Source organism: Vreelandella subterranea (assembly GCF_900111305.1).
GTDB lineage: Bacteria > Pseudomonadota > Gammaproteobacteria > Pseudomonadales > Halomonadaceae > Vreelandella > Vreelandella subterranea.
In genome coordinates this window covers 244,582-268,204 of sequence record NZ_FOGS01000001.1, presented here as the reverse complement: position 1 = coordinate 268,204, position 23,623 = coordinate 244,582, and the positions used below count along the sequence as shown (strand labels likewise).

Sequence of the window (23,623 nt, the reverse complement as noted above, 5' to 3'; positions counted from 1 at the left end):
GTCCATCCTTAGGCAAATTGATCGTCAACACAGCTACTTGAAAGCTCTTGATGGCGCTCTATCAATTTTATAGACAGGTCTGGTTAAAAGCTACGCGAACACCATGGGCCATGCGCTGCTGAGCAGACACAGGGGGTACATCGGTGCCGATCATTTCATCGGCGGCGTCGGCCCAGGTCAGCGTGCCGTGGGTGAAACCCAGCGGCGCGAAGGCACGGCCAATCCATTGCGTGCCGGTAAAACGTTGCGTTTCGCCATTCTCATCGGTGAGCAAACTGACAGTGTTGTCCCGATGCAAGCGAACGATATACCAGCCCATATCAAGTCCGTGAACTTCTACATCGGGCAGCGGTGTAGGCCATTGCGCAAGGTCTTCAAGGGTGACGTGAGCGGGAAGGGTAGAAGGCATGGCGTATCCTCATGTGTGAATATCCGATATGCCAAGACTAAAGACTGTACTTTATTTGTACAGCAGTAACCGCCAGATCCGCTCGTTCATGGGGCTGCGCCAGGTGGTGTCGACCCATAAGGTGGTAATTTAGGCGGTTTTAAGGTGAGGAAGAAGGCTCTGGTCGGGTAGCCAGCCAAAGAGCAATCAGCGCCAGTAGCGCTATTACCCCCCAGCGACTCCAACCGGGGCCGAGTGACCAGCCGGTAATCAGCGCGCTCAACGCGATCGTGCTAACGGCCGCCAATTTACCCCGCCTTGAGATGGCCCGCTCCTGCTCCCAGGTTACCAGCAGCGGTCCGACATAGTGGCGAGAGCGGATCCAGGCCTCAAAGCGCGGTGAGCCTTTGGAGGCGCAGTAAACCGCCATTAGCATAAAGACGGTGGTAGGCAGCAGGGGCAGAAAAATGCCGAGGACACCGATACTAAAACTCAACCCTGCCAGCACGATCCACATGAGGCGGATCAATCTCATTCTTGCTCCCGGTAGGCACGCTTCCATAAAGTCATCGTGCTGATTGTTAAATAAGTATGGACTTATGTCACTGCTTTGCCACTCCAGCAACTTTCATATAAATGCAGCCACGCCGTCATCGTCTTGTCATTCAGCTTCTCTAGTGTCTCCTAACGTTCAATCGTTGGTTTAAAAACGATCAGGGGGGGAGACCAGAATGAGTAAAGAGATCGAAGATCATCGTCTGTTTAACCACAGTGGCAACCAACCTTTTGCCGAAGTATTGGCACGCCACGTATCCCGTCGCGATGTAATGCGCGGTGGTTTGAGCATGGCGGCTGCCTCGATGCTTAGCTTTGGCGGTACTGCTCAAGCGCTTGCCTCAAACGGCGCGCAAAAAAAGACCCTGACGCTGGCATTTGAGGCGGTTCATGGGTCGCTGACCGATGCCGTGGTGGTGCCGGAAGGTTACGTGGCCCAAGTCTTAGTGCCCTGGGGGACGCCGTTAAGTGCTGGCGACAGCTGGCAGCCCGACCAGCCGATGACTGCCGAGCGCCAAGCCTCTAGCGTGGGAATGCATCACGATGGTATGGCCGGTTTTGCCCTGGATGCCAACAATGCTTCGCGTCGTTTTGTGCTGGCACTCAACAACGAATATATCGACCAGGCAGCGCTATGGGCGCCTCAAGGCGGCCCCACCAATGCGGATGAGGGGCAACGGCCTGCGGATGAGTCGCGCACTGAAATCAATGCTCATGGCGTCACCATGGTTGAGATTGAAAAAGATGCCAACGGCCACTGGGCACATGTGCCGGGGTCGCGCTATAACCGCCGTTTGACGAGCGCAACGGTGATGGACCTGGCTGGGCCAGTGGCGGGCAGTGACTACGTCAAGACGCAGTTCTCACCGACAGGCATGCAAACACGCGGCACGAACAATAACTGCGGTAATGGGGTAACGCCCTGGGGGACTTATATTGCCTGTGAAGAGAACTGGCCCGATATCTTTGTGAACCGCGGCGAGCGCTTCCAGGACGATGCGCGGATTGGTATTCCCACCGATAAAAGCCGCTATGGCTGGGATACCTCAGCAGGTGATGTCTCTGAGCAGGACGATGAGTTCGCTCGCTTCGATATTACGCCGCGCGGCGAAAATGCTGAAGATGATTACCGCAATGAAGCACGCACGTTCGGTTATCAGGTGGAAGTCGACCCCTACAGCGATGCCCTCGCGATCAAGCGCACGGCACTTGGGCGTTTCCGCCATGAAGGGTGCTGGTTGGGCAAGCTGGAAGCCGGTCAGCCAGTGGTCTATTACTCCGGCCATGATGCCCGTAACGAGTACGTATACAAGTACGTCTCCGATGCCGCCTGGGATCCCGCCGATGCCAATCGCCCCGGCGAAGCGTATGACCGCCTCGCCATCGGTCATAAATATTTGGATAACGGCACTCTCTACGTGGCCCGCTTTCACGCCGACGGCAGTGGTGAGTGGCTGCCGCTGACACCTGATGCGCAAACACAGGACGGCCGAACGCTGGCAGCGGCGCTTGGTCTAGCCGACGACGATGCGGCAGGTATCATCATCAATACCTGCGATGCAGCGGATTTATTGGGCGCCACGCCAATGGATCGCCCTGAGTGGGCGTCTGTTGATCCCGCCTCGGGCGAGGTGTATCTCACCCTGACCAATAACTCACAGCGCATCGCTGAAGATACACAGCCAACCTATACCAACAGCGGTGAGCGCTTGGAACAGGTAGGCGTTGGTTATGACTTAGCGCCCACCAATGCTGCCAATCCTCGTGCCAATAACGAAGCGGGGCATATTATTCGCTGGCGTGAAAGCCGCTTGCCCAACGCCTTTACCTGGGAAGTGTTTGTATTTGGCGCCGCCGCTGACGACACAGATAACCATTCGGGCTTGACCGAAATGAACCAGTTCGCCAGTCCCGATGGGCTCTGGTTCGACGAGCGCGACGACGGGCAGGGCATTCTTTGGATTCAGACTGATAACGGTTATGAGGGGGTAACCGAGTACACCAACGATCAGTTGCTTGCCGTGGTTCCCAATGGGCTGGATGATATTCAGGGTGCCGGACCGGTGATCAACAACAGCAACCAGCAACAGCTCAAGCGCTTTGCGGTGGGGCCGAATGGCTGCGAAGTCACTGGTATTTTTGCGACGCCGGATAAAACCGCGCTGTTCATCAATATTCAGCATCCCGGTAACTGGCCGGCCGATGGTAGCGCGTTGACCCAAGATGCCACCGTTGCCGCCAGCGGCCAGGTACGCCCTCGGGCATCAACCGTGGTGATTCAAAAGCGCGATGGTGGGCCGGTAGGCGTTTAAAAGCAAAATTTCAAAAGTTGCTAGCGGGTCTTACCAAGAGCGTCGAACCTATCAAGGTTCGACGCTCTTTTTGATGTTGGGTTTACTGTACACGATATTTCTTTTGTCGAGCTTATAACGCCTGAAGACCACTATGCTGGTCAGGAGGCCGCCATGCTGGCCGATTTAGCCGTGACGGCTTTGCCTAAAAGCTTGATCCGCCCGCCGCTCAAGCGCCTCCACAACGAATCGTTGCCCCCACTTGGTGATTATCAAGTGTCACTGGTGAAGCGCCCAGGCAGTGGTGACGCCAGCGAGGTGTTGGCCGAACGGGTGATCGAGGCGTTTCGGGAGGGGTGAGCCCGAATGGTTAATAAACGGTCATTATTTTAGTGGGCACGTTGAGAAATGCGCTGGCGCAAAGCAGGCAGAATTAACCGATTTCTCCTACGCTAAGTAAGTGCTTTGTAAATTTTTTTATAGGACTATCCAAAAATTAGCGCAATATATCTCTGTATTTGGCGCTGGATAACCCAGGTTATGTTAACAGCTGGTAAATGATTATATCGTCAGTGTAAATAAAGTGATTTTAATGTCTCCACTGTTTTCAATAGCACGGAGGCCACACCGAGTGAACCTTTCAACGTGGGTCGGTGCCGCTACGCATGTTGAGCAATACAAGCTCAAGGATGAGTAAATAGTATGTATCAGCACTATGCGCGACCAGGACCTGAAGAGGGTGGTGAGGCGACTGGCCATGCGGTGGCTATCTTCAACATGACTAGGGACTCGCGCAGGGCCCAAGTCATGGACATCAATACCGACTATCAGCGCTTATGGGGTGGGGCCCGGGAGGAGTGGGTGGGCGCCACCCCCAACGTGGTTGAGCAAGAAGCGGCCAATCAGCAAATTCTTGCTCAACTGCACGATGTGCTGAACACCAGTGTCGAGCACGCCTTCGAGGGTATCGGTGGGCGTGAGGTCTCACGCCGGCATGATGGGTCGTGCCGACACATCGAGTGGCGCATCACGGCAATGGGAGCCCATCAGCACGATGCCATCACGCTGGTGCTTACACAGCGTGATGTGACCGATCAGGTGGAAAATGAGGCTCAACTGAAGCGGCTTGCCACCACCGATATGCTGACAGGGCTTGTTAACAGATCGCAATTCGATACGATGTTGAAAAGCGAACTCAGCCGTCAGGATCGCTACGCACGCCCTCTCTCTTTGATCATGCTGGATATCGATTACTTTAAAGATATCAATGATCGCTATGGCCACGATGTAGGCGATCAGGTATTGGTCGAAATAGCCAATTTGCTGAAAGGCAATTTACGTCAAGTAGACTACTGCGCAAGGTGGGGTGGCGAGGAGTTCATGCTTCTGGCACCCGAAACACCCCTGGAACACGCGGTGCTTCTCGCCGATAAGATACGTTGCGTGATTAACACTGCGAGTTTACCCACATCAGGCCCCATCACCGCCAGCTTTGGTGTGGTTGAGGCACAGCCTCAAGAAGCGGTCAAAAGTATCATGAAGCGAGTGGATGACGCCCTTTATGTCGCTAAAGAGAAAGGGCGTGACCAAGTCTCACCTATCGAGTTAGTGACATCGACGAGGTTTGCCTAAGCAGGATCGCGATCAATCGCAAACGGCGCCCATGCCTGGCGCACCGGCATGATTTCAAGCCGATTGATATTGATGTGTGGCGGTAGAGTGGCCAGGTAATAAAGCTGTTCGGCAATGTCTTCGGCCTGCAGGGGCGTGGTGCCTTTATAAAGCGCATCGGAAGCCGCCTGATTGCCTTTGGTGCGAACCAGCGTGAACTCGGTTTCGGCCATGCCGGGAGCCAGATCGGTCACGCGGACCCCGGTACCCTGCAGGTCGCAGCGCAGGTTGTAACTGAACTGTTGAATAAAGGCTTTCGAGGCCCCGTAGACATGTCCGCCTGGATATGGCCACTGTCCCGCCACCGATCCCAGGTTGAGGATGCTCGCACCCTTGCCGGTAGCTAACAGGTGAGGCATGGCGGCGTGCGTCACGTTGACCAGTCCCGTGATGTTGGTGTCGATCATGGTGTGCCAGTCTTCCAGCGCCACTTTTTGTGCGGGTTCGGGCGCAAGTGCCAACCCGGCATTATTAATCAGGCAAGTGAGTGGCAGCAGCGTATCGGGGAGTTGGCTTAGCGCTTGTGAAACCGCGTCACTATCGCGCACGTCCAGAGGGATCGTCAGTACGGTGACGTGAGGTGCCAGTTCACTTTCCAGTTCAGCCAGTCGCTCCTCACGGCGCCCCGTCAGAATCAGCGACCACCCTGCCTTGGCAAATCGCCGTGCGGCGGCTTTACCAAACCCTGAGGTTGCCCCGGTAATCAATACGCTTGGCATGATGCTTCTCCTTCGAATCAAATCAAAATTGACGTCATCCTATAATGCTCGAAGCGACGCGCTTAGAGCCAGTTCATTTGATCGCCTTTGGCATTGGCTGTCCTGTGCGCATGCTATCTCAAACGCTATAGAACAGTGGGGACGTATCGCTAGGCGGGTATTTATTAGCGGATTTCAATGTGTTCTCTATGAGGGGTTGATGCTTGGAAAAACGAGTCGCTAGTGGCGAGGTTAGACAGCTACCCTAGCTGTCTGCGCCAGCGGTTCTCGATGGTATCCAACTCGGCAGCCCCGTAAAGCGCATTATCATGTTGCCCATAGTAGGCCCATAATTGATCGCCATAATCGAAGTGCCACCACTCGCTGGGCAGGTTGGTGAAGCCATGCTCGCTCATGATGTGATATAGCAGACGGCGGTGATCCCGCGCCTTATGTTGCTGAGGGGTCAGCGATTCCAGATGCTCGAAATAGTCGCTATGAGAGGCCGGTAATGCCTCGTCAAACAGGGTGCCCATATCCAGCGGCAAGCCATCGGCATCGCACAGCGTGACGTCGACAGCTCCGCCCGTCAGGTGTGGGCTGGGGGCGAGCGGGTCACGGCTGGGTACCGAGACAAACTCCCTGGTACGTTCCAGCAACTCGGCTTCACTGAGGTCGGGTTGGTGGTGGTGGATGGCTTCGTGCAGGGTATCAAACAGATACTGCTGCACCCGCCATGGACGCCATCCATCCAGTACGATTAAGCCGATGCCGTCGGGCAAGCTGCGTGCTGCAGCGAGTAGTGCCCGATAAACCCCCTCTCGAACGAAACACTCCGGTACCGCGCCTGGGATGCCAAGCCGAGCATAGGCGGGAAAAACGCTGATCGGTGCGGGCGCAAGGCTCATCGGCATTAAACGTTCACTGTTATCGTCAATCGGGACGCGGCGCAGCTGTTCCCAGCACGGTGCTGGGTAACTGGGTACAGGCGGCAAGGCCTTCAAGAGTGTGTTCAAAGGCATCGTCTTATCCAAGCGGGTTATCAAAACTGAGTAGGTAGCCACAGCGTCAGCGGTGGGAAGAGAATCAATAAAATAAGGACGGCAATCGCCGTCAGTACAAAGGGCCAAATGGTTCTGAATAGCGACACAATTTCAAGACGACTGACCGCCGCCGCCACGAATACGCATGCGCCTAGCGGTGGCGTAATCAGCGCAATGGTAATGTTCAGCGTGATGATGATACCCAGATGTATAGGGTCGATACCCGCCATCATGGCGACCGGCGCGAAGATGGGCGTCAGTAGCATCAACGCCGATACCTCCTCCATGAACATGCCGGTGACAAAGGTGATGGCGCTGAGCAGTAATAAAATAACGACACTATTATCCACATAGGGTGATAGCAGTGACACAAACTGTTCCGGCACCTGGGCATAGGACAGCAGCCAGCTAATCGTGGCTGAGGCGGCCATGATCAGGAAGATGGCAGAGGTCAGGCGTGCCGTATCCAAGATGGCTTTCCAGCATTCCTTGAGCCGTAACCCACCCAGCACGACACCACATAAGGCGACATACAGCGCTGTCAACGCGCCCGATTCTGTAGGCGTAACAAAGCCCAGCACAATGCCGGCAACGATAATGAAGGGAGCAATGAGTGCAGGCAGAGCCGCCATGAACGCCAAGCCAAGCTGACCCAATGAGGGAAATTGAGCGCTTTTGGGTAATCGGTAGCGCCAGGCATACCAGGCGTTCATGCCCATAAAGGCAATACCCAGCAACAGCCCGGGCACGACGCCCGCCAGAAAGAGATCACCGACTGACGTATTCGTCAGCGAGGCGTAAAGAATCATGAAGATACTGGGCGGAATAATCGGGCCAATCAGCGAGCTGCCCGCGGTCAAACCGGCGGCAAAGGCCCTTGAGTAGCCCTCTTTCTCCATGGCGGGTACCAGCAGCGAACCAAGCGCCGAGGTATCGGCCACGGCAGAACCATTAACGCCTGCAAAGAAAACGCTCGAAACCACGTTGACGTGACCCATACCGCCCCGCAAGTGCCCAACTATCAGGCGGGCGAAGCCCATCAGGCGCTCGGTTAAGCCACTGACGTTCATCAGGTTGCCAGCCAGTATAAATAACGGAATGGCCATCAGTGAGAACACATTGATACCACCGAAGAATTGCTGGGGCATCATGCGTGGAATCATCGAGAAGTCGACGAATAAAAACCCCACAAACGCGGTGGTCAACAACGCAATAAACAGTGGCAGCCCCAGTAATACGTGGCCCAGGAAAACGGCCAGCATGGTCAAAGTCATAGGGAGTCCTCAACGGGCTTCATAGAGAGCCTTCAGCGGTCTTCATAGAGTGTCCTCGACGGTCTTGAGGGGCGCCGGACCATAGAGAAGCACATGCCAAGCCAGTAGTAGGAAGCCAAGCGGTAGCGAGAGGAGGGGCACCGTGCGACTGATGCCAAGCCCGGACGTGGTAAACATGCTGACCGACAATGCATAGCGATAGCTAACCCATGCGCCGCCCGCTGCAATCAACAGGGTAAGTAGCCACTGGTACACATTGAGCAGGCGAGCGAAGGGGGCTGGCAGTAGCTTCTCCAGCAGCCCGACGCGCATATGTCCGCCTTCCGACCAGACGGCGCCTGCCGCGAGCATCACGGTGGCGATGATCAGGAAGCGCGATAGCTCATCCGTCCAGATAGGGGCACCACCGGCAATGTAGCGGGCGAAAACACCATAAAGAATGGCCGCCACATTAAGAGATAACAGCGCTCCTGCCAGGGTAAGGGTGATCGGACGGCTGATCGTCAGAAGACGGAGCCGAAGCGTTTTGAACATGGCAGCCTTCCATGAAATTCAGAAATGTGAAGTGAAAGAATAGAGGGCCGGTAAAGTACCAGCCCCTGTTATTGACACGGCGACAGAAACCGTTAGTGGAGCAGGTCGCTCATACCCGCATCTTCCAGCGCCATATCGATCCAGCGTTGCTCGATATCACGCTCTTCGAGCCATTCAAGATAAGCAGGCTGGCCGATTTCGCGGAAAGCGGTGAGCTCCTCTTCAGAAGGGCGAATCACTTCCATACCCTGTTCTTCCAGGTAGGCAATCCGTGAGTCGACCTGCTCCTCGTTGTGCTCGCGGGCATTTTGGTTCGCTTCGGCGACGGCTTCCTGAAAGGCATCACGAAGCTCGTCATCCCAACTGGCGATCATGTCGCTGTTGCCCACCAGGAATTGATTCGAATACTGGATGTTGGCAAGCGTCAGGTAGTCCTGTACTTCGTAAAGGCTGCCCAGGATGATATACATCGGCGGGTTCATCTGACCGTCCGCTACTCCGGTGCGCAGTGCCATGTAGGTCTCTGTCCAGGGAATCGGCGTACCCGATGCACCGAAGGCCTCATAGAGCGCAACCTGGCTTGGGTCCATGGCCCGGAAGCGGAGACCTTCGAAGTCGTCAGGGTGACTGATAGGCTTCTCGTCATTGGTAAAGGCTAAAAAGCCGCCTTCCTCGACGACTGCCAGCATATCGATACCGGCGCGCTCCTTCAGCGCCGCACTGACTTCCTGCCAGTACTCCCCTTCATCAAAGAAGGTACGGGCTGCCGCAAAATCGTCGAACAGGAACGGGATAGCACTGACGAAAATCTCATCGACGAGAGGCGAGACACCCGCAAAGGACGCCACGTTGAGCATGGGCGTGCTCATGGTCTGCTCCATGCGCTCCTGCTCTTCGCCCAGCGAGCTATTGGGATATAGCTCTAATTGAATCTGGTTGTCGGTTTTTTCCTCGACCAGTTCCTTAAGGTTAGTGGCAAAGACGTGTACAGCATTCTTGTCGGGGTCGGGGGCGCCGTTGTAGCCCAAATTTATCGTGGTCTCGGCGACGGCATTGCCAGCCATCAGGGCAGAGCCAATCAGGCAAGCCGAGATGAGCCGCTTGGGTGAAAAGCGTTGGGTCAACACTGGGTGAGTCAACATAGTCAGTCTCCTGGTTTATTGTCGTGAGCTGTAGGGTGCTGAGTGAGCGCTATTAGCTTTATAGGTGTTGCCTACAGGAAGACTATGTATTGAGGCGTTGACTATGCAAGACCTTTAGTGTGGACTTTATTGCAACAGTCGCGGCGCATCGGCCGAGAAAAAGCGCATGCCTTTGTGTAAATGATCGATACAGGCCGTGGAAGCCACAGGGAGTTCCTGCCCCTTCAAGCTAACGATCTGCGCACGGGTACCGTTCATCACCGGGTAGCGCATGGGTAGCGTGCAAATTTCGCCACGCTCTATTTCATCGATGACGGTGATTTCCGGCATAAACGTAATGCCAATGCCTGAACGAACGAAATTCTTCAACACAGATACAGAGTTGGTGTGCAGACGAGCTTCGAGATGGATACGCTCCTGGTGAGCCACCATATTGACCATTTGCCGCATGCCGAATGGGTTGTCCATTAATGCCAGCGGCCAATCCTTTAAGTCATGCAGCGTCACGGGCCGTTTCAGCTCAATGAGGGGGTGATTGGGGGGAACAATGACATCGAGTGGCTGACGCGTTTCCACATGGCAGTAAAGCTGCGGGTCCACCGGCGGTGCATAAAGTAGCGCGATATCCACTTCACGGTCTTTGAGTAGCGACATCGCTTCATTGACGCCCGCCATACGGACTTCGACATTAATACCCGCAAACGCCGACATGAACGTGCCTAGCGGTGCGGTGATCAGGTCGGCGATAAACCCTTCCCCAACGGCGATACGTACTTCGCCTTTCGCTAGGCCCTGAAGTGCCATGAGTTGGGAGAGTACGGCCTCCTCCGAGGCCCGCTGGGCGTGAAAGTGATGCACCAGCAACTGACCGGCTGCGGTTGCACGCATGCCGCGGCCGTGTCGTTCGCATAGCTGGGTATCCAATTCTTCTTCAAGTGCTTTTAATTGGCGGCTAACGGCGGAGGCGTCGACATTCAAATGGGCCGCGGCGCGCCTTAGCGAGCCGCGGCGAATGACTTCATTGAGGTAAGTTAATGCACGTTGATTAAGCATAAAGGCACCTGACCATAAGGTGACATCCATATTAACGGATGACCGCTTGGCAAGTGCAATGGGTGCAGATCAGGCTAAGCGAGTGGTTGGGTAGATCGATCGCTTTGTGCGTTTTTCGCCTCCACCGCATCCGCCAGCATATCGGCGGTAATGGCAGAGAGCGTCCAGCCCAGGTGGCCGTGACCGGTATTGTAGAACACCGTGGGCAGTTTGCCGGGGCCGACCTTGGGCAGCATGTTGGGGAGCATCGGGCGCAGGCCCGCCCAGGGTATCACGCGGCGGGTGCTGACCCCGGGGAAGCACTCTTCCACCCAGCGAATCAGCGGGCGGATGCGGTTGTCGCGGATATCGCGATTGAAGCCGTTAAACTCGGCGGTACCGGCGATGCGGAAGCGTTCATCCCCAAGGCGGCTGGTGACCAGCTTGGTTTCATCATCCAACAGGCTGACCGTAGGCGCAGCCTGTTGGGAGGCAGCATCATCGAGCTGCACGGTAATCGAGTAGCCTTTGACCGGGTAGATATTGACCCGGTCGCCAAGCTTGGCGGCCAAGGCGCGGCTGCCCACCCCGGCGCATACCACCACGCTATCAAAGGTTTCGCGCACCGGTTCGCCGTCAGCCTCGCCTTCAAGAGAGGCGGTGATCCAGGCGTGCTGTTCGTCCGCGCCGATATCCTGCACGCTGTGGCCATATTTGAGCGTTACACCGCGACGTTCGGCGGCTTGCGCCAGGCCGTGGGTAAACTTGTGAATATCGCCGGTGGCGTCGCTTTCGGTGAAGAAACCGCCATAGTAGTTGCCCGCCAGGGTGGGTTCGATGGCACGCATTTCCTCGGGCGTCACCGGCTGGCGCTCCAGGCCACCTTGGCTGAGCAGCTGGGAGACCTTGGCGGCGTGGTCATAGCCCGCTTTATCACGGTAGATATGCAGAATGCCTTTCTGCTTTAAGTCGAAATCTATCTGCTCATCTTTCGCCCACTGAAACAGGTGTTCGCGGGCGGCAATGGCCAGTCGTGCGGTCTCGGTGGTGTTGGCGGCGTACTTGGGAATCGCGGCAATAAATTCGCCAAACCAGCTGAGCTTGTGCCAGCTCGGGCGGGGATTGACCAATAGCGGCGCGTCGTTTCTGAGCATCCAGCGCAGGCCCTTGATCACCGTTGGCCAGTGGTTCCACACCTCGGCGTTAGAGGCTGACAGCTGACCGCCGTTGGCAAACGACGTTTCCATCGCGGCATAGCGATGCTTTTCAAAGACAGTGACCTCATAGCCACGTTTGGCCAGGGCGTAGGCGCTGGTAATGCCGGTGATACCACCACCGATAACGGCAATGCGTTGCATAAGTCTCTCCGGTTTTCATGAGCGTCGGGAATCCCACCTAACGGCGTAATGGCTGCTGGGCGTACCCCTTCCGTCATGGAACCTGAGAGATTCGCGTGCCCTTTGGGGCGCGCTTGCTCCTTCGGTGGGCTGAGTGACGCAGTCATCAGCCGCTCTTCGGAAAGTGAGGGTCATAGCGGTCCGGTTGCCTGAGAGTTTCCGGGGTTGTTGCTCCTTCGGCGCTGGCGTCATCCTTGTGAGATGCGCCAAGCTCTCCCGCTATTACCTGATTATTGTTTAATCGTGATGGTTTTTAACGTTATCAGCTTCGCGATGGAAGTCGACCAAAGTCGTGAACGCTGATTCCACGGGGCCTGTATCAACAGAATTACTCTGCTGGCTGGGCCCGCGCAATGATCGCCGCGCAATCAAGCCTGGTAGGCAGCGTGCCGGTACTGAGGCCGTTGCGTTCAGCCAGCCGTCCGGCGCAGAACGCATCGGCCACACAAGCCGGGGCGTGCTGTACCAGCAGGGCGCCCTGCAACGCCAGGGCCATACCGTCCGCCAGCTGGCGGGCGCGGTACTGGAGCGATTGGGTATCCTGCAGTTCCCGCTGTAACTGGTGAATAAAGCGGTCCAGATGTACATCAGCGCCTTTTGCCTTGGCGAGTTCCGCAAAATAGGCGTCGAGCACCTCGGGCTGCTTTTCAATCGCGCGCAGGATATCCAGGCACTGGACGTTACCGCTGCCTTCCCAGATGGCATTAACCGGCGATTCTCGGAACAGGCGCGGCATCACATGGGTTTCCATGACACCGCTACCGCCAATCACCTCCATCGCTTCATAGGCATGATGGGGCGTGCGCTTGCAGATCCAGTACTTGCCGACCGGCGTGGCAATGCGTGCGAGCAAACGCTCGTGTTCGTCATCCTGATGGTCCATGGCGCGAGCCATGCGCAGCATCAGGGTAGTGGCGGCTTCGCTTTCAATGGCCAGATCGGCGAGCACGTTCTGCATCAGTGGCTGTTCGCTCAAACGTGCCCCGAAGGCATGACGATGGGTGGCGTGGTGAATCGCCTGGGCGGTGGCCTGGCGCATACCGGCGGCGGAGCCAATCATGCAGTCGTAGCGGGTCATGGCCACCATCTCGATGATGGTACGCACGCCGCGTCCCTCGTCGCCCACCATCCAGGCAAAGGCGCCGCGTAGCTCGGTCTCGCTGGAAGCGTTCGCCACGTTGCCCATTTTGCGTTTGAGTTGCTGGATATGCAGCGGATTTTTAGTGCCGTCGGGTCGCCAGCGCGGCAGCAGAAAACAGCTCAAGCCGCCGGGTGCCTGGGCGAGCACCAGAAAAGCGTCGCACATCGGCGCCGAGACAAACCATTTATGGCCGACCAGTTCATAGGCCTCGCCCGGACCGCCTTGATCAATCGGGTAGGCGCGGGTGGTGCTCAGGCGCACATCGGAGCCACCCTGCTTCTCGGTCATTGCCATACCCAGGGTGACGCCCTGTTTTTCGAAATAGGGCAGGTTGCGCGGGTCGTAGTGGGGCGCGGTGATTTTATCGCCCCAGCTCTCAAGCAGATTGGGCTGATGGCGTAACGCAGGCAGGGCTGCGAACGTCATGGTGATCGGGCAGCCGTGGGCTGCTTCCACCTGCGTGTTCAGGTAGTAGTTGGCGGCGCGTGTAACGTGCGCACCCGGCCCTGGGTTTCGCCAGGGACTGGCGTGCAGACCGTGCTCCACCGCTGTTTTCATAAGCTGGTGATAGGCCGGGTGAAACTCGATCAAATCGACCCGATGGCCCTGCCGGTCATGGGTTACTAGCTGCGGTGAATAGCGGTTGGCGTCAAACCCCAGGGCGATGGCGTCGGACGAGCCTGCCCACTGACCAAACGTTTTGAGAGCCGTGTCGTCAGTGCCGCCTTCGCGCTTGACACCTTCCTGAAGCGCGCGATCGGTTGTGTAGCTATTGTAGTTTTCCAGCGACGGTGGCTGGTTTTCCACCTGATGGGTGCTGGCTTGTAGCTTATCAGCGAGGGGGAAGTGTGACGGCATGGTGACCACCTCTTATTGTGTTAGAGGGCCAATAATGAAGCGGCAATTTTTTAAACGGTTGTTTGGTCAACTTTAGCGCGATGCGCCCATTATGCAAACACCACCGTTTTGACCCCTCGCTTTGCGCTAGCGCAAGACTTCACTGACAATAGGGTGTCGCTCCTTTAAACATGGATATGAGTCATGCAAGCAAACGGATTTTTTGATGATGTTGGCGAAACGATCGGTGAAGTGATTCGTGGCGTCGTCGAGTTTCTACTGGGTATTTTTACCAATCTCTTCGGCGCGTTTGATGAGTTTATCGATGGCCTGACGCGCTCGCTGGGCATCAGCGATTCGTTTTTCAGCATCGTGGTGCTGATCATCGGCGTGCTCATTCTGTGGGGAGGATTGAGGGCCTTTTTCCGCGGTTCGATCATCGGCGGTATCATCCGAACCCTGCTGGGACTGTTTATCCTGGCGTGGCTGATGATGTGAATATGTCACCGGGTAGCCCGAGGGTTACCCCAGTTGCTTCTCCAGCGCGAAAATATGCGCGTCATCCACCCCCAGCTCGCGCAGAGCGTGGGCAAGGTTCAAAAGATACTCACGATTGGGGCCGCTGGGGCCATGGGCCTGATTGATCTGGCGGGCAATATCCGCAAGCGGTGCCTCGCCAAGAAACGCCGGATTGTCCTCGCTTGCCAGATAAATCAGCCCCTCGCTCCTGCCGGCATCATTGCCACTGTGGTCAAGGAAGGTCAGCGGCACTTTTTCCCGCAGGTAGCCGTTTTTCTCGCGCACATCCAGCGGCCCGAGCACATCGGGCGTAATGCGGTAGGCCATGCCGTGGCACACCGCACCTGGCGAGCGGATCAGCGTCGCCACACGCCCCGGTGCTTCAGGGGTGCCGCGATGGTCGTGGGAGGCCTGCCAGAAGCGCCGCGCCCAGCCGGTAATGTAAGCGGGCTGGCGCTCCAGGTAGTCAAAATCAGCTTTCCAGATCAATGAGCCATAGCCAAACAGCCACAGGTCGTCATGCTCATCGAAAAAGTTTCTTTGCTGGTTTAAGGCAGTGGTATCAAGCAACATAAAGCATCTACCCCGATCACCTGAGTGGCAGCGCGCAATGGCGTTAACGATCGTCCATCATCCCGGTTATACGATTGATTTACCAGCTAACCACCCCTTTCCAATGGAGAAGTTTCGCGTCCTTCGCCAACAGCTTGGGGAGCAGACGATGGCGACGCCAGTCGAGTGGCTGACCCCTCGGCCTGCCAGCGTCGGCGCTTTGTCGCGCGTGCATACGCGGGCTTACCTTGACGCTTTTCTGAACGGTACGCTTGATCGTGCCGCTCAGCGCCGTAGTGGCTTTGTGTGGTCTGACGCCCTGGTCGAACGGGTAAGGTTGGAAACCGGTGGTACGCTGCTGTCGTTAGAAGTCGCTTTGGCATCAGGACTTGCCTGCAACTCAGCCGGTGGCACCCATCACGCCCATGCTGATGCAGCAAGCGGTTATTGCTTGATTAATGACCTTGCCGTTGCGGCGGCTCACGCCCTGGCGCAAGGCTGGGTCGAGCGGGTGTTGATCGTCGATTGTGATGTTCACCAGGGCGATGGCACGGCGCGCCTCTTCGCTGGCGTGCCCGGCGTCTTTACGTTTTCAATGCATGCCGGGCGCAACTTTCCCGCCCGCAAGGCGAAAAGCGACCTGGATATCGCCCTTGCCAATGGCATGGAAGACGATGCCTATCTGACGGTGCTGGCATCGCGATTGCCAGGGCTGCTGGCGGCCTATCAGCCCGATGTGGTGCTTTATGACGCCGGTGTGGATGTCCATCGGGATGACCGTCTGGGCTATCTGGCGCTGAGTGACGAAGGGCTGTATCAACGGGATGCCTATGTACTGGCATGCTGCCGCGAAGCTGACATTCCCGTCGCGGCGGTGATCGGTGGTGGCTATGATCGTGATATCGTCACGTTGGCAGAGCGCCACGCCCAGCTTCATCGAGCGGCGGCGGATGTGCTTGAACGTACCGGCGAATAGTAATGAAAAAATAGTAATGCAAAAGGAGGCAGGCATGCGCGCAATCTTTCTGGTGGATAACGGCTCCCTGAGGCCCCAGGCAACGCATAACTTGCGGCGTGTGGCGGCATCTCTCAGCGAGCTCATGGGCGAGACCGTGCAGGCAGCCTCGCTCCTCCACTCCAACAAGATCCCCGCTGAAGAGGTGGACGGCATCCCCGCGATAACGCTGGGCCCCGCTGCCGAGCGGGCGGCTGAGCAGGGCGCCGACGAGATTATCGTGCTGCCGTTCTTTTTCGGCCCCAGCAAGGCGCTGACCGGTTACCTGCCGGAGCGGATGGCCGCCATGCAGGAGCGTTTTCCTAACGTTAATGTGCGCGTGGCCCAGCCGCTGGTCGATGAACTGGGCGATAACGACTTGCGCCTTGCCGAGCTGTTGGCCGACAACGTTCGTGAGCAATCCGCATCAGGCCAAACGCCGAGGGTCGCGCTGGTGGATCATGGCAGCCCGATCCCTGAGGTCACCGCCGTGCGCAACCGCCTGGCAGGCCAACTGAGTGTGCTGCTGGGCGATGATGCTGCCAGCGTCGTCGCCGCCTCTATGGAGCGCCGCGAGGGCGATGAGTACCGCTTTAACGAACCGCTGCTGGAAAATCTGCTGGATAGATCCGAATTTCACGCCGGGCCGGTGATCCTGGCAATGCTGTTTCTGTCACCCGGGCGCCACGCGGGGGAAGGCGGCGATATTGCCGAGATCTGCGCGGCGGCTGAACAGCGCCACCCAGGGTTGAGTATCGTCTCCACCAAGCTGGTAGGTGAGCATCCGGGCATCGTCGATATCCTGCACACACGCCTGCGCCAAGCGCTTGATGGCGAACGCTTTCTGCTGGCGTTGTCGGCCCCCGGCGATGCGGCACACTAGGCGATGGGTGTAACAGGGCTCAAGAGCGCGTAGAATCGCGGGCCTTTCGATGCGCACTCTACATACCCAGGGCCCAGATCTTGATCGCAACCGCTAATATCACCATGCAGTTCGGGGCCAAGCCCCTGTTTGAAAACGTCTCCGTCAAGTTTAACAACGGCAATCGCTACGGCCTGATTGGCGCCAATGGCTGCGGCAAATCCACCTTCATGAAGATTCTGGGCGGCGAGCTCGAACCGACGTCCGGCCAGGTGATGCTGGATAGCAGCACGCGGCTGGGCAAGCTGCGTCAGGACCAGTTTGCGTTTGAAAACGAGCGCGTCATCGACACCGTGATCATGGGCAACGACGAGCTTTGGTCGGTCACCGCCGAGCGCGAGCGGATCTATTCCCTGGCGGAAATGAGCGAAGAAGACGGCATGGCGGTGGCAGATCTGGAAGTGCGCTTTGCCGAACTGGATGGTTATACCGCCGAAGCCCGCGCGGGCGAGCTGCTCCTTGGGCTGGGCATTCCCATCGAACAGCATACCGGCCCGATGAGTGAGGTGTCGCCCGGCTGGAAACTGCGCGTGCTGCTGGCTCAGGCACTGTTTTCGGACCCCGATGTCCTGCTCCTCGACGAACCTACCAACCACCTGGATATCAATACCATCCGCTGGCTGGAGGACATGCTCAAGGCGCGCAACAGCACCATGGTGATCATCTCCCACGACCGCCACTTCCTGAATAGCGTGTGCACCCACATGGCGGACCTGGATTACGGGGAAATCACCCTCTTCCCGGGTAACTACGACGACTACATGACCGCGGCGACGGCTGCGCGCGAGCGTCAGCACTCGGACAACGCCAAGAAAAAGGCCCAGATTGCCGAGCTGCAACAGTTTGTCAGCCGCTTCTCGGCCAACGCCTCGAAAGCCAAGCAGGCCACCTCGCGGGCGCGCCAGATCGACAAGATCAAGCTGGAAGATATCAAGCCTTCAAGCCGGGTTAGCCCCTTTATCCGCTTTGACCAGAATAAAAAGATCCACCGTAACGCGGTGAATGTGGACAATATCAGCAAAGGCTATAACGGCGAGACGCCGCTGTTCGAGCGCCTGTCGATGACCGTTGAAGCTGGCGAGCGGATCGCCATCATCGGGCCCAATGGCATTGGCAAGACGACCCTGCTGAAAACCCTGGTCGGCGAGTTGCACCCGGATGCCGGGGAAGTGAAGTGGACCGAAGCCGCCGAGCTTGGCGTGTTCGCTCAGGACCATACCGACGATTTTGCCGTGGATGCCACCCTGTTTGAATGGATGGGCCAGTGGACACAGGGCGGTGAGCAGGTGGTGCGCGGCGCGCTCGGGCGGATGCTGTTTTCCAGCGACGACATCGATAAATCGGTCAAGGTGATTTCCGGCGGCGAGCAAGGGCGCATGCTGTTCGGTAAGTTAATCCTCACTCAGCCCAATGTGCTGCTGATGGACGAGCCGACCAACCACCTGGACATGGAGTCCATAGAGGCGCTGAACCTGGCCCTGGAAAACTACCCGGGAACCCTGCTGTTCGTCAGCCATGACCGCGAGTTCGTGTCGTCGCTGGCCACGCGCATTATCGATATGCAGCCGGAGGGCATCGTCGACTTCAGCGGCAGCTATGACGATTATTTGCGCAGCCAGGGCGTTGCCTGATCCGCTCGGCAGGCGCTAGCCAATAATGCGTTCGAAGGTGGCGTCGGTGGCAGGTTCACGGTCGCCATCCAGCATATCGCCGGTAAACAGCGTCTGCATTTCTTTGGCCAGTGCCACATAGACATGCATCTGTTGATTGCGGCGCTTGCGCAGCGGTGGTTTCACCAACAGGCTGATGCCCTTGATCGGCTCGTGGGTTTCATTGCGTAGCAGGTCGGGCATTTCCCCGGGCGGAAATGCATTGGCGATAGTGATGGGGTTCGTGGGTTGCTCGCCAGCGATGTGAAAGACCTTCTTGATCGGGTCGAACGTCGCCTCCTTCTCGCGCAGCCACTCGGCAAGGCGCTGATCGGTATGCTCATCGGGTTTCGAAAAAATCACGAACAGCGAGTGTTGGGCCACTTTGCCGGAGTGCTTTGCCGATGAGGAAGATGTTTCCTCGGGCGGTGGCGGTGAAGTGGCTTCATGGGAGGGGCGTTCCTCCGTGGAAGCGGCAGTGTCTATCGGCGGTTGACGACGCTGCCGCATGACGTAAATAAACAGGGCCAAGGCGACTAGCGCTAATACGAAAGAGCCGATTGCCAATAAGGTGACTAACGGTGTTGTCTCCATGGTTTTTATCCTTTTTTGCGCGCCAATCACGGGTTAATTGCGGCGCCAGATAGTCGCATTGAGGGCAAGTGCCAGGGCTACCCAGAGTGCGTAGGGCACCATTAACCATGCCGCTAATGCGCTTACTTTAGCAAAAACAATGATGGCAAGCATGATCAGCACCAGTAGTAGTGCGATATCGCCTAGTGCGGCGGTTATTTGCTTGCGGCCAAAAAACAGCCACGACCAGGCGGCATTTGCCACCAGTTGGAGGGCATAAACGGTCAAGCCAGCGGTGCGCCAGGCCGAGTCCTCTGCCATGTAGATGCGCCACGCGGCAATCGCCATCAAAAGGTAAAGAATGCCCCAGGCAATGGGAAACGCGATATCTGGCGGTGTCCAGGCGGGTTTGTTGAGCTCGCGGTACCAGCTATCGGGCCTGAACCGTGCCCCGGTGCTCGCGGCAATGCCCACCAGGGCTAGCGATATCAGTAAAGCGAATAGCGAAGTGAGCATTCATCACCTGTATCTCAAACTTAAGAATCAACAGCCTAGCAGCGTTTTGCCGTCGCTAGACACAAAAAAAGCACCACCGAAGTGATGCTTTTCATTATTAAGCGGCTTTTTTTAAGGCCGCTACTTAGTCCATGCGGTCGTAACCATTATTCATGAACGGGTAGTCGGTATAGCCTTTCTCGTCACCGCCGTAGAAGGTCTCGTGGTTGGGCTCGGTGAGAGTGGCGTTCACACGGAAGCGTTCGGGCAGATCCGGATTGGCAATGTAAGGACGGCCAAAGGCCACGGCATCGGTGGTGTTTTCGCTGATGCGCGCTTCGGCATGCGCGGCATCATAGTTACCGCAGTAAATCAGACGACCGCTGAAGCGCTCGCGCATCTGCTCGCGGAAGCCAGCAGGGAACTGGATGTCGCCCCCGGCCCAGTTGGGCTCGTTCAGGTGCAGGTAAGCCAGGCCGCGCTTGGAGAGCTGATCGGCCATGTAGAACGCCATGGCTTCCGGCTCATCGTCGGTCAGGCCAAACAGCTCGATAAAGGGCGTCATGCGAATGCCGACCCGGTCGGCCCCGTAAACGTCGATGACGGCGTCGACCACTTCCAGCGGGAAGCGCGCCCGGTTTTCCAGCGAGCCGCCATACTGGTCGGTACGCTTATTGGTGCCGGTGGCCAGGAACTGGTTCAACAGGTAGGCGTTGGCCGCGTGGACCTCGACCATGTCAAAGCCTGCCCGCTTGGCGCGCTCAGCCGCCTGGCGATAGTCTTCGACGATACCCGGGAGCTCGTCAGTTTCCAGCGCGCGGGGCGTGCTGGTGGGGTGCTGACCGGCGGTGCCGTCTTCAAACTCAACGAAACACTGGGCACCTTCGCCTTTCAGCGCGCTGGGCGCGACCGGTTGCTGACCATTGGGCTGAACCATTTCATGGGAAACGCGCCCAACGTGCCATAGTTGCAACGCCATGCGGCCGCCTTTGGCGTGCACCGCATCGACCACGCCTTTCCAGCCAGCTTCCTGCTCGTCGGTCCAGATGCCGGGGGTATACACATAGCCGCGTGCGGTAGGCGAGATATTGGTCGCTTCGCTGATAATCAAGCCAGCACCGGCGCGCTGACCGTAATAGGCTTCCTGCATCTTGCCCGGCACGCTGTCAGGTGTGCGTGCCCGGGTCAGCGGCGCCATGATCACCCGGTTAGGGATCGACAGGCTGCCAAGCTGCGTGGCAGCGAGTAGCGTTTCGTAAGCCATTAAACAAACTCCTTTTGAACTCTGATGTTGAGCAGTGGCCGACAGAATAGACCAGTTTACTAGTTAATGCCAACAGTTGTGCTGAATCTTTGGGATCCGTGCGTACTATCTTATTTCCTCAAAATAAAAATAGCCCCACTTTGAAAATCAAAGCGGGGCTATAGAGCTGATAGTGGGGCTTTTGTCATTCCCGCTGCCAGGGCCAGCGGCGTTTGGCGGGCGCATCAATCTGCTGTAGCGCTGAGGATAGCGGCAGCATGATGGCGGCGAGCTGGCGGTGGCAGACGGCGCTGCTGAGCACCCCGGGGCACTGTCTGAGCAACAGCTCGCACTGCTGTGAAGCGATGTATAGCTGTTCGGTGACGGCGGGGGCAAACAACGGTTTTGCCTGTTGGCAGCAGTGGGTGAGCTCGCGGGATAGCATCGAGAGCATGCCGGTATCCAGCCAGCAGGGGAGCGGGTCGTCCAGGCGTCCGGCAATGGAGTGCTGGACGGCTTCAAACGAGGTGCGCAAGAACATGATGGTGTGGCGAAGCTGCCGCTGCTCGCTGTTCATGGTAATGACCTAACACTGTCGCCAATGGTTAAATGCGAAAAATAGTATTTCTCATCTGTGGTGACGATAGCGCTAGTCAATCAGCCTGTCAATGCAGCGGCTATAAGGGGCCGCTTTCAGGCTGAATTAGCCGCCTGGTAAAGCTGCCAGTCGTTAGTGGTCAGTGGCTTGGCGCCCTGCTCGGTGACGACCACCGTATCGCTGAGCCCGACGCCCCATTGCCCTGGCACTCGCAGGCAAAGCGGCAGGTGAAAGACCATGTTGGCCTCAAACTGACGCCTTTGCCCCTGGGCGATATAGCCGGTGCCCTCCACCCAGCTGGGTGGAAACTGCGCGCCCACGGCATAACCAAACACGCCGGAGAAAAACAGCTGGTCGCGCTGGGGTGCCAGCAGGGCATCGGCGGCCCGGGCGGCATCGTCAAAGGTGTTGCCAGGGCGCATGGCGGCGCATAGCGCCTCAAACATCGAGCGGCACAGGTCACGGGTGGCGGAAAGCGCGGCACTGGGTGTGCCGGTGACCGCCGTGCGCATCATGGGTGCGGTATAGCGCTGATAGGCGGCGCCGAACTCCAGAAAGACAGGCTCATCAGGCTGAATAATGCGCCGTTTGTGATTGACGTGAATCACGCCGATACGATGCCCACTGGTCACAATCGGCTGCAGGCTCATAAACTCGCTGCCGTTTTCCAGCAGCGCTTTGGCGCCAACGGCGGCGATATCGTTGTCGGTCATGCCGGGGCGAATGACCTGCATGGCAGCCTCTAAACCGGCGGCGGTGATGCGGGCACTCTCCTGCAGCATGTCGAGCTCGGCGGTGCTTTTCACAATCCGGACCGCATCCAGCAGGTCGCCCGCCTCGCAGAAGCGTTCCTTGCCCACCGCGTCGGCGAGGGCGTGCATGACGCCGACGCGCAGCCCGCTACTACAGCCATCGATACCGATGCGCTGGCAGTTGGCAAGCAGGTCGGCAAGCGGGGTGAGAATTTCATCCGCGTTTTCCCAGCGATAGCCAATGATCTCGTCCACGCGTGCGGTGACAACCGCTGCGCCGGTTTCAATCGAGGCGACTTGAAGCACCAGGCGCTCCGGCGTGCACACCAGGCACGCATGCACCGAGACCTCGAAGGTATGGTAGCCGGTCAGGTAATTGATATCGGCGGGATCGGTCAGCAGCAGCGCATCGACCCCGCGGCTCGCCATCGCGCGGCGCACCTTGTCCAGGCGCGCCTGATATTCGCCGTGCGGAAAGGGCAGTTCACTCTGGGCGAGTGTCTCGGCCAGGGCTTCGCGGTAGTGATGATAATCCATGGCGGCCTCCAACATTAGGTAGGGTCAGTATAGGAGCCAACCGCCAGAATGCACCCGCTAACCTGTACGGCAGAAGGGCCACACCTGATAAAATTTGCGGCACTGGAATTCCGCCTCGCAGCTGTTGAGTTGCGACTGGTAGCGGCTGGCCCGGGTGGCCACCTGCCTGGCCGCTCGCTGTACGGCGGGTTTACCCCGGTAGCTGCCGCGTTGGTAGCCACCCGCACCTTCGTGATAGGCCAGATAAAGATGTTCGGGGTTGCTCAGTGAAATACCGGTTTGTGCCCGGGTGCGCTGGTTGTACCAGCCAATAAAGTCGGTGGCGTGTTTCATGTGCGTGCGGCGGGAAAACAGGCTGCCAGCCTGATCCTCGTATTCGCCCCACACCGGGTCTTGCGCCTGGGCGTAACCTTTGGCGGAAGATGGTCGCGGGCCGGGGATAAAGCCCAGGTAGTATTTGCGGTCCGGACGAACATGGCTGCGAAACGACGATTCCTGCTGGATGAACGACATCTGCGTGGCAATGGGCGTTCCCCAGCGCTCCTGGGATTCCTGGGCGTAGTCGTACCAGGTCGGCTGCTCGCGGAAAATTTCGCAGATATTGCTTTGATCCTGGGGCGGGTTGGGCGCGAAGGTGGCGCAGCCCGAGAGCACCAGCACCAAGGCGAGGGCTACCCAGAGGCGGAACGTCGGTAGCGCCGACGTATTTTGGCGAAAGCCATCAACAACAGGGCGAAGCATGAAAGGCGTCCTTGTGAATAAATGATTGTCGATAATGCGCTGTGG

Annotated in this window: 24 protein-coding genes and 1 riboswitch; of the genes, 7 read left to right on the top strand and 17 right to left on the bottom strand. The window is 57.7% G+C overall.

Going from position 1 to position 23,623, the window contains the following annotated elements:
• Positions 1-67: 67 nt before the first annotated feature.
• Together BMX75_RS01190 and BMX75_RS01185 are read right to left on the bottom strand one after the other, a co-directional pair.
• Complete coding sequence (locus BMX75_RS01190; protein ID WP_092824515.1) at positions 68-409, bottom strand: DUF6482 family protein; 342 nt, start codon at positions 407-409, stop codon at positions 68-70.
• Positions 410-548: 139 nt separating this feature from the next.
• Entirely contained in the window at positions 549-923 is a 375-nt protein-coding gene (locus BMX75_RS01185; protein ID WP_233337289.1) for a YbaN family protein, read from the bottom strand.
• Between the two features lie 196 nt (positions 924-1,119).
• Between BMX75_RS01185 and BMX75_RS01180 the strand changes: the two genes are divergently transcribed.
• The 3 genes from BMX75_RS01180 to BMX75_RS01170 all read left to right on the top strand — a co-directional run bounded on the left by BMX75_RS01180 (position 1,120) and on the right by BMX75_RS01170 (position 4,866).
• Positions 1,120-3,255 (top strand): PhoX family protein, encoded by a 2,136-nt coding sequence (locus BMX75_RS01180; protein WP_092824513.1) that lies wholly within the window; start codon positions 1,120-1,122, stop codon positions 3,253-3,255.
• 153 nt (positions 3,256-3,408) lie between these two features.
• A complete protein-coding gene (locus tag BMX75_RS01175; RefSeq protein ID WP_245748315.1) occupies positions 3,409-3,594 on the top strand; it encodes a hypothetical protein in 186 nt (61 codons plus the stop codon).
• Positions 3,595-4,041: 447 nt separating this feature from the next.
• Positions 4,042-4,866 (top strand): GGDEF domain-containing protein, encoded by an 825-nt coding sequence (locus tag BMX75_RS01170; protein ID WP_245748314.1) that lies wholly within the window; start codon positions 4,042-4,044, stop codon positions 4,864-4,866.
• Here BMX75_RS01170 and BMX75_RS01165 read toward each other — a convergent pair.
• The 8 genes from BMX75_RS01165 to BMX75_RS01130 form a co-directional block, all read right to left on the bottom strand.
• Positions 4,863-5,624 carry an SDR family NAD(P)-dependent oxidoreductase gene (locus tag BMX75_RS01165; protein WP_092824509.1) on the bottom strand — a complete coding sequence of 254 codons (762 nt, stop codon included), beginning with the start codon at positions 5,622-5,624 and terminating at the stop codon, positions 4,863-4,865. The genes BMX75_RS01170 and BMX75_RS01165 overlap by 4 nt on opposite strands.
• 239 nt (positions 5,625-5,863) lie before the next feature.
• On the bottom strand, positions 5,864-6,625 hold the full coding sequence (locus BMX75_RS01160) for a M15 family metallopeptidase (protein ID WP_175474672.1): 762 nt from the start codon (positions 6,623-6,625) through the stop codon (positions 5,864-5,866).
• Between the two features lie 20 nt (positions 6,626-6,645).
• Positions 6,646-7,920 (bottom strand): TRAP transporter large permease, encoded by a 1,275-nt coding sequence (locus tag BMX75_RS01155; protein ID WP_092824507.1) that lies wholly within the window; start codon positions 7,918-7,920, stop codon positions 6,646-6,648.
• 42 nt (positions 7,921-7,962) lie between these two features.
• Entirely contained in the window at positions 7,963-8,454 is a 492-nt protein-coding gene (locus tag BMX75_RS01150) for a TRAP transporter small permease (protein WP_092824506.1), read from the bottom strand.
• 92 nt (positions 8,455-8,546) lie between these two features.
• Positions 8,547-9,596 (bottom strand): TRAP transporter substrate-binding protein DctP, encoded by a 1,050-nt coding sequence (dctP, locus tag BMX75_RS01145; protein ID WP_092824505.1) that lies wholly within the window; start codon positions 9,594-9,596, stop codon positions 8,547-8,549.
• 126 nt (positions 9,597-9,722) lie between these two features.
• On the bottom strand, positions 9,723-10,649 hold the full coding sequence (locus BMX75_RS01140) for a LysR family transcriptional regulator (protein WP_092824504.1): 927 nt from the start codon (positions 10,647-10,649) through the stop codon (positions 9,723-9,725).
• 74 nt (positions 10,650-10,723) lie between these two features.
• Positions 10,724-11,986 carry a D-amino acid dehydrogenase gene (locus BMX75_RS01135; protein WP_092824503.1) on the bottom strand — a complete coding sequence of 421 codons (1,263 nt, stop codon included), beginning with the start codon at positions 11,984-11,986 and terminating at the stop codon, positions 10,724-10,726.
• A 166-nt stretch (positions 11,987-12,152) separates the two neighbouring features.
• A riboswitch (glycine riboswitch) is annotated at positions 12,153-12,254 on the bottom strand.
• 99 nt (positions 12,255-12,353) lie between these two features.
• The gene (locus BMX75_RS01130) at positions 12,354-14,024 is read right to left on the bottom strand and encodes an isovaleryl-CoA dehydrogenase (RefSeq protein WP_092824502.1); all 1,671 of its coding nucleotides are present in this window, start codon (positions 14,022-14,024) and stop codon (positions 12,354-12,356) included.
• Between the two features lie 183 nt (positions 14,025-14,207).
• Between BMX75_RS01130 and BMX75_RS01125 the strand changes: the two genes are divergently transcribed.
• Positions 14,208-14,501, top strand: a complete 294-nt coding sequence (locus BMX75_RS01125) for a hypothetical protein (protein WP_066314766.1) — start codon at positions 14,208-14,210, stop codon at positions 14,499-14,501.
• A gap of 24 nt (positions 14,502-14,525) precedes the next feature.
• Here the strand turns inward: BMX75_RS01125 and BMX75_RS01120 are convergent, their stop codons facing one another.
• Positions 14,526-15,095 carry a gamma-glutamylcyclotransferase gene (locus tag BMX75_RS01120; protein ID WP_092824501.1) on the bottom strand — a complete coding sequence of 190 codons (570 nt, stop codon included), beginning with the start codon at positions 15,093-15,095 and terminating at the stop codon, positions 14,526-14,528.
• A 37-nt stretch (positions 15,096-15,132) separates the two neighbouring features.
• On the opposite strand from BMX75_RS01120, the gene BMX75_RS01115 reads away from it, so the two are divergent.
• The 3 genes from BMX75_RS01115 to BMX75_RS01105 all read left to right on the top strand — a co-directional run bounded on the left by BMX75_RS01115 (position 15,133) and on the right by BMX75_RS01105 (position 18,621).
• Complete coding sequence (locus BMX75_RS01115; RefSeq protein ID WP_092824500.1) at positions 15,133-16,050, top strand: arginase family protein; 918 nt, start codon at positions 15,133-15,135, stop codon at positions 16,048-16,050.
• A 34-nt stretch (positions 16,051-16,084) separates the two neighbouring features.
• Positions 16,085-16,951, top strand: a complete 867-nt coding sequence (locus tag BMX75_RS01110; protein ID WP_092824499.1) for a sirohydrochlorin chelatase — start codon at positions 16,085-16,087, stop codon at positions 16,949-16,951.
• An 80-nt stretch (positions 16,952-17,031) separates the two neighbouring features.
• Entirely contained in the window at positions 17,032-18,621 is a 1,590-nt protein-coding gene (locus BMX75_RS01105) for an ABC-F family ATPase (protein WP_092824498.1), read from the top strand.
• 15 nt (positions 18,622-18,636) lie between these two features.
• Here the strand turns inward: BMX75_RS01105 and BMX75_RS01100 are convergent, their stop codons facing one another.
• From BMX75_RS01100 to BMX75_RS01075, 6 genes are all read right to left on the bottom strand, one after another.
• A complete protein-coding gene (locus BMX75_RS01100; RefSeq protein WP_092824497.1) occupies positions 18,637-19,233 on the bottom strand; it encodes a cell division protein ZipA C-terminal FtsZ-binding domain-containing protein in 597 nt (198 codons plus the stop codon).
• Between the two features lie 33 nt (positions 19,234-19,266).
• Entirely contained in the window at positions 19,267-19,728 is a 462-nt protein-coding gene (locus tag BMX75_RS01095; protein ID WP_092824496.1) for a TspO/MBR family protein, read from the bottom strand.
• Positions 19,729-19,852: 124 nt separating this feature from the next.
• Entirely contained in the window at positions 19,853-20,971 is a 1,119-nt protein-coding gene (locus tag BMX75_RS01090; protein WP_092824495.1) for an alkene reductase, read from the bottom strand.
• Between the two features lie 184 nt (positions 20,972-21,155).
• The gene (locus BMX75_RS01085; RefSeq protein WP_092824494.1) at positions 21,156-21,527 is read right to left on the bottom strand and encodes a hypothetical protein; all 372 of its coding nucleotides are present in this window, start codon (positions 21,525-21,527) and stop codon (positions 21,156-21,158) included.
• A 116-nt stretch (positions 21,528-21,643) separates the two neighbouring features.
• The gene (locus BMX75_RS01080; protein ID WP_092824493.1) at positions 21,644-22,837 is read right to left on the bottom strand and encodes a M24 family metallopeptidase; all 1,194 of its coding nucleotides are present in this window, start codon (positions 22,835-22,837) and stop codon (positions 21,644-21,646) included.
• 57 nt (positions 22,838-22,894) lie between these two features.
• On the bottom strand, positions 22,895-23,578 hold the full coding sequence (locus BMX75_RS01075) for a transglycosylase SLT domain-containing protein (RefSeq protein ID WP_217639850.1): 684 nt from the start codon (positions 23,576-23,578) through the stop codon (positions 22,895-22,897).
• Positions 23,579-23,623: the final 45 nt, after the last annotated feature.

What these genes read in the sequence shown, in the direction of transcription:
- BMX75_RS01190 (WP_092824515.1), bottom strand. Translation starts at nt 409, where the DNA reads ATGCCTTCTACCCTTCCCGCTCACGTCACCCTTGAAGACCTTGCGCAA.
- BMX75_RS01185 (WP_233337289.1), bottom strand. Translation starts at nt 923, where the DNA reads ATGAGATTGATCCGCCTCATGTGGATCGTGCTGGCAGGGTTGAGTTTT.
- BMX75_RS01180 (WP_092824513.1), top strand. Translation starts at nt 1,120, where the DNA reads ATGAGTAAAGAGATCGAAGATCATCGTCTGTTTAACCACAGTGGCAAC.
- BMX75_RS01175 (WP_245748315.1), top strand. Translation starts at nt 3,409, where the DNA reads ATGCTGGCCGATTTAGCCGTGACGGCTTTGCCTAAAAGCTTGATCCGC.
- BMX75_RS01170 (WP_245748314.1), top strand. Translation starts at nt 4,042, where the DNA reads ATGGACATCAATACCGACTATCAGCGCTTATGGGGTGGGGCCCGGGAG.
- BMX75_RS01165 (WP_092824509.1), bottom strand. Translation starts at nt 5,624, where the DNA reads ATGCCAAGCGTATTGATTACCGGGGCAACCTCAGGGTTTGGTAAAGCC.
- BMX75_RS01160 (WP_175474672.1), bottom strand. Translation starts at nt 6,625, where the DNA reads ATGCCTTTGAACACACTCTTGAAGGCCTTGCCGCCTGTACCCAGTTAC.
- BMX75_RS01155 (WP_092824507.1), bottom strand. Translation starts at nt 7,920, where the DNA reads ATGACTTTGACCATGCTGGCCGTTTTCCTGGGCCACGTATTACTGGGG.
- BMX75_RS01150 (WP_092824506.1), bottom strand. Translation starts at nt 8,454, where the DNA reads ATGTTCAAAACGCTTCGGCTCCGTCTTCTGACGATCAGCCGTCCGATC.
- dctP (WP_092824505.1), bottom strand. Translation starts at nt 9,596, where the DNA reads ATGTTGACTCACCCAGTGTTGACCCAACGCTTTTCACCCAAGCGGCTC.
- BMX75_RS01140 (WP_092824504.1), bottom strand. Translation starts at nt 10,649, where the DNA reads ATGCTTAATCAACGTGCATTAACTTACCTCAATGAAGTCATTCGCCGC.
- BMX75_RS01135 (WP_092824503.1), bottom strand. Translation starts at nt 11,986, where the DNA reads ATGCAACGCATTGCCGTTATCGGTGGTGGTATCACCGGCATTACCAGC.
- BMX75_RS01130 (WP_092824502.1), bottom strand. Translation starts at nt 14,024, where the DNA reads ATGCCGTCACACTTCCCCCTCGCTGATAAGCTACAAGCCAGCACCCAT.
- BMX75_RS01125 (WP_066314766.1), top strand. Translation starts at nt 14,208, where the DNA reads ATGCAAGCAAACGGATTTTTTGATGATGTTGGCGAAACGATCGGTGAA.
- BMX75_RS01120 (WP_092824501.1), bottom strand. Translation starts at nt 15,095, where the DNA reads ATGTTGCTTGATACCACTGCCTTAAACCAGCAAAGAAACTTTTTCGAT.
- BMX75_RS01115 (WP_092824500.1), top strand. Translation starts at nt 15,133, where the DNA reads ATGGCGTTAACGATCGTCCATCATCCCGGTTATACGATTGATTTACCA.
- BMX75_RS01110 (WP_092824499.1), top strand. Translation starts at nt 16,085, where the DNA reads ATGCGCGCAATCTTTCTGGTGGATAACGGCTCCCTGAGGCCCCAGGCA.
- BMX75_RS01100 (WP_092824497.1), bottom strand. Translation starts at nt 19,233, where the DNA reads ATGGAGACAACACCGTTAGTCACCTTATTGGCAATCGGCTCTTTCGTA.
- BMX75_RS01095 (WP_092824496.1), bottom strand. Translation starts at nt 19,728, where the DNA reads ATGCTCACTTCGCTATTCGCTTTACTGATATCGCTAGCCCTGGTGGGC.
- BMX75_RS01090 (WP_092824495.1), bottom strand. Translation starts at nt 20,971, where the DNA reads ATGGCTTACGAAACGCTACTCGCTGCCACGCAGCTTGGCAGCCTGTCG.
- BMX75_RS01085 (WP_092824494.1), bottom strand. Translation starts at nt 21,527, where the DNA reads ATGAACAGCGAGCAGCGGCAGCTTCGCCACACCATCATGTTCTTGCGC.
- BMX75_RS01080 (WP_092824493.1), bottom strand. Translation starts at nt 22,837, where the DNA reads ATGGATTATCATCACTACCGCGAAGCCCTGGCCGAGACACTCGCCCAG.
- BMX75_RS01075 (WP_217639850.1), bottom strand. Translation starts at nt 23,578, where the DNA reads ATGCTTCGCCCTGTTGTTGATGGCTTTCGCCAAAATACGTCGGCGCTA.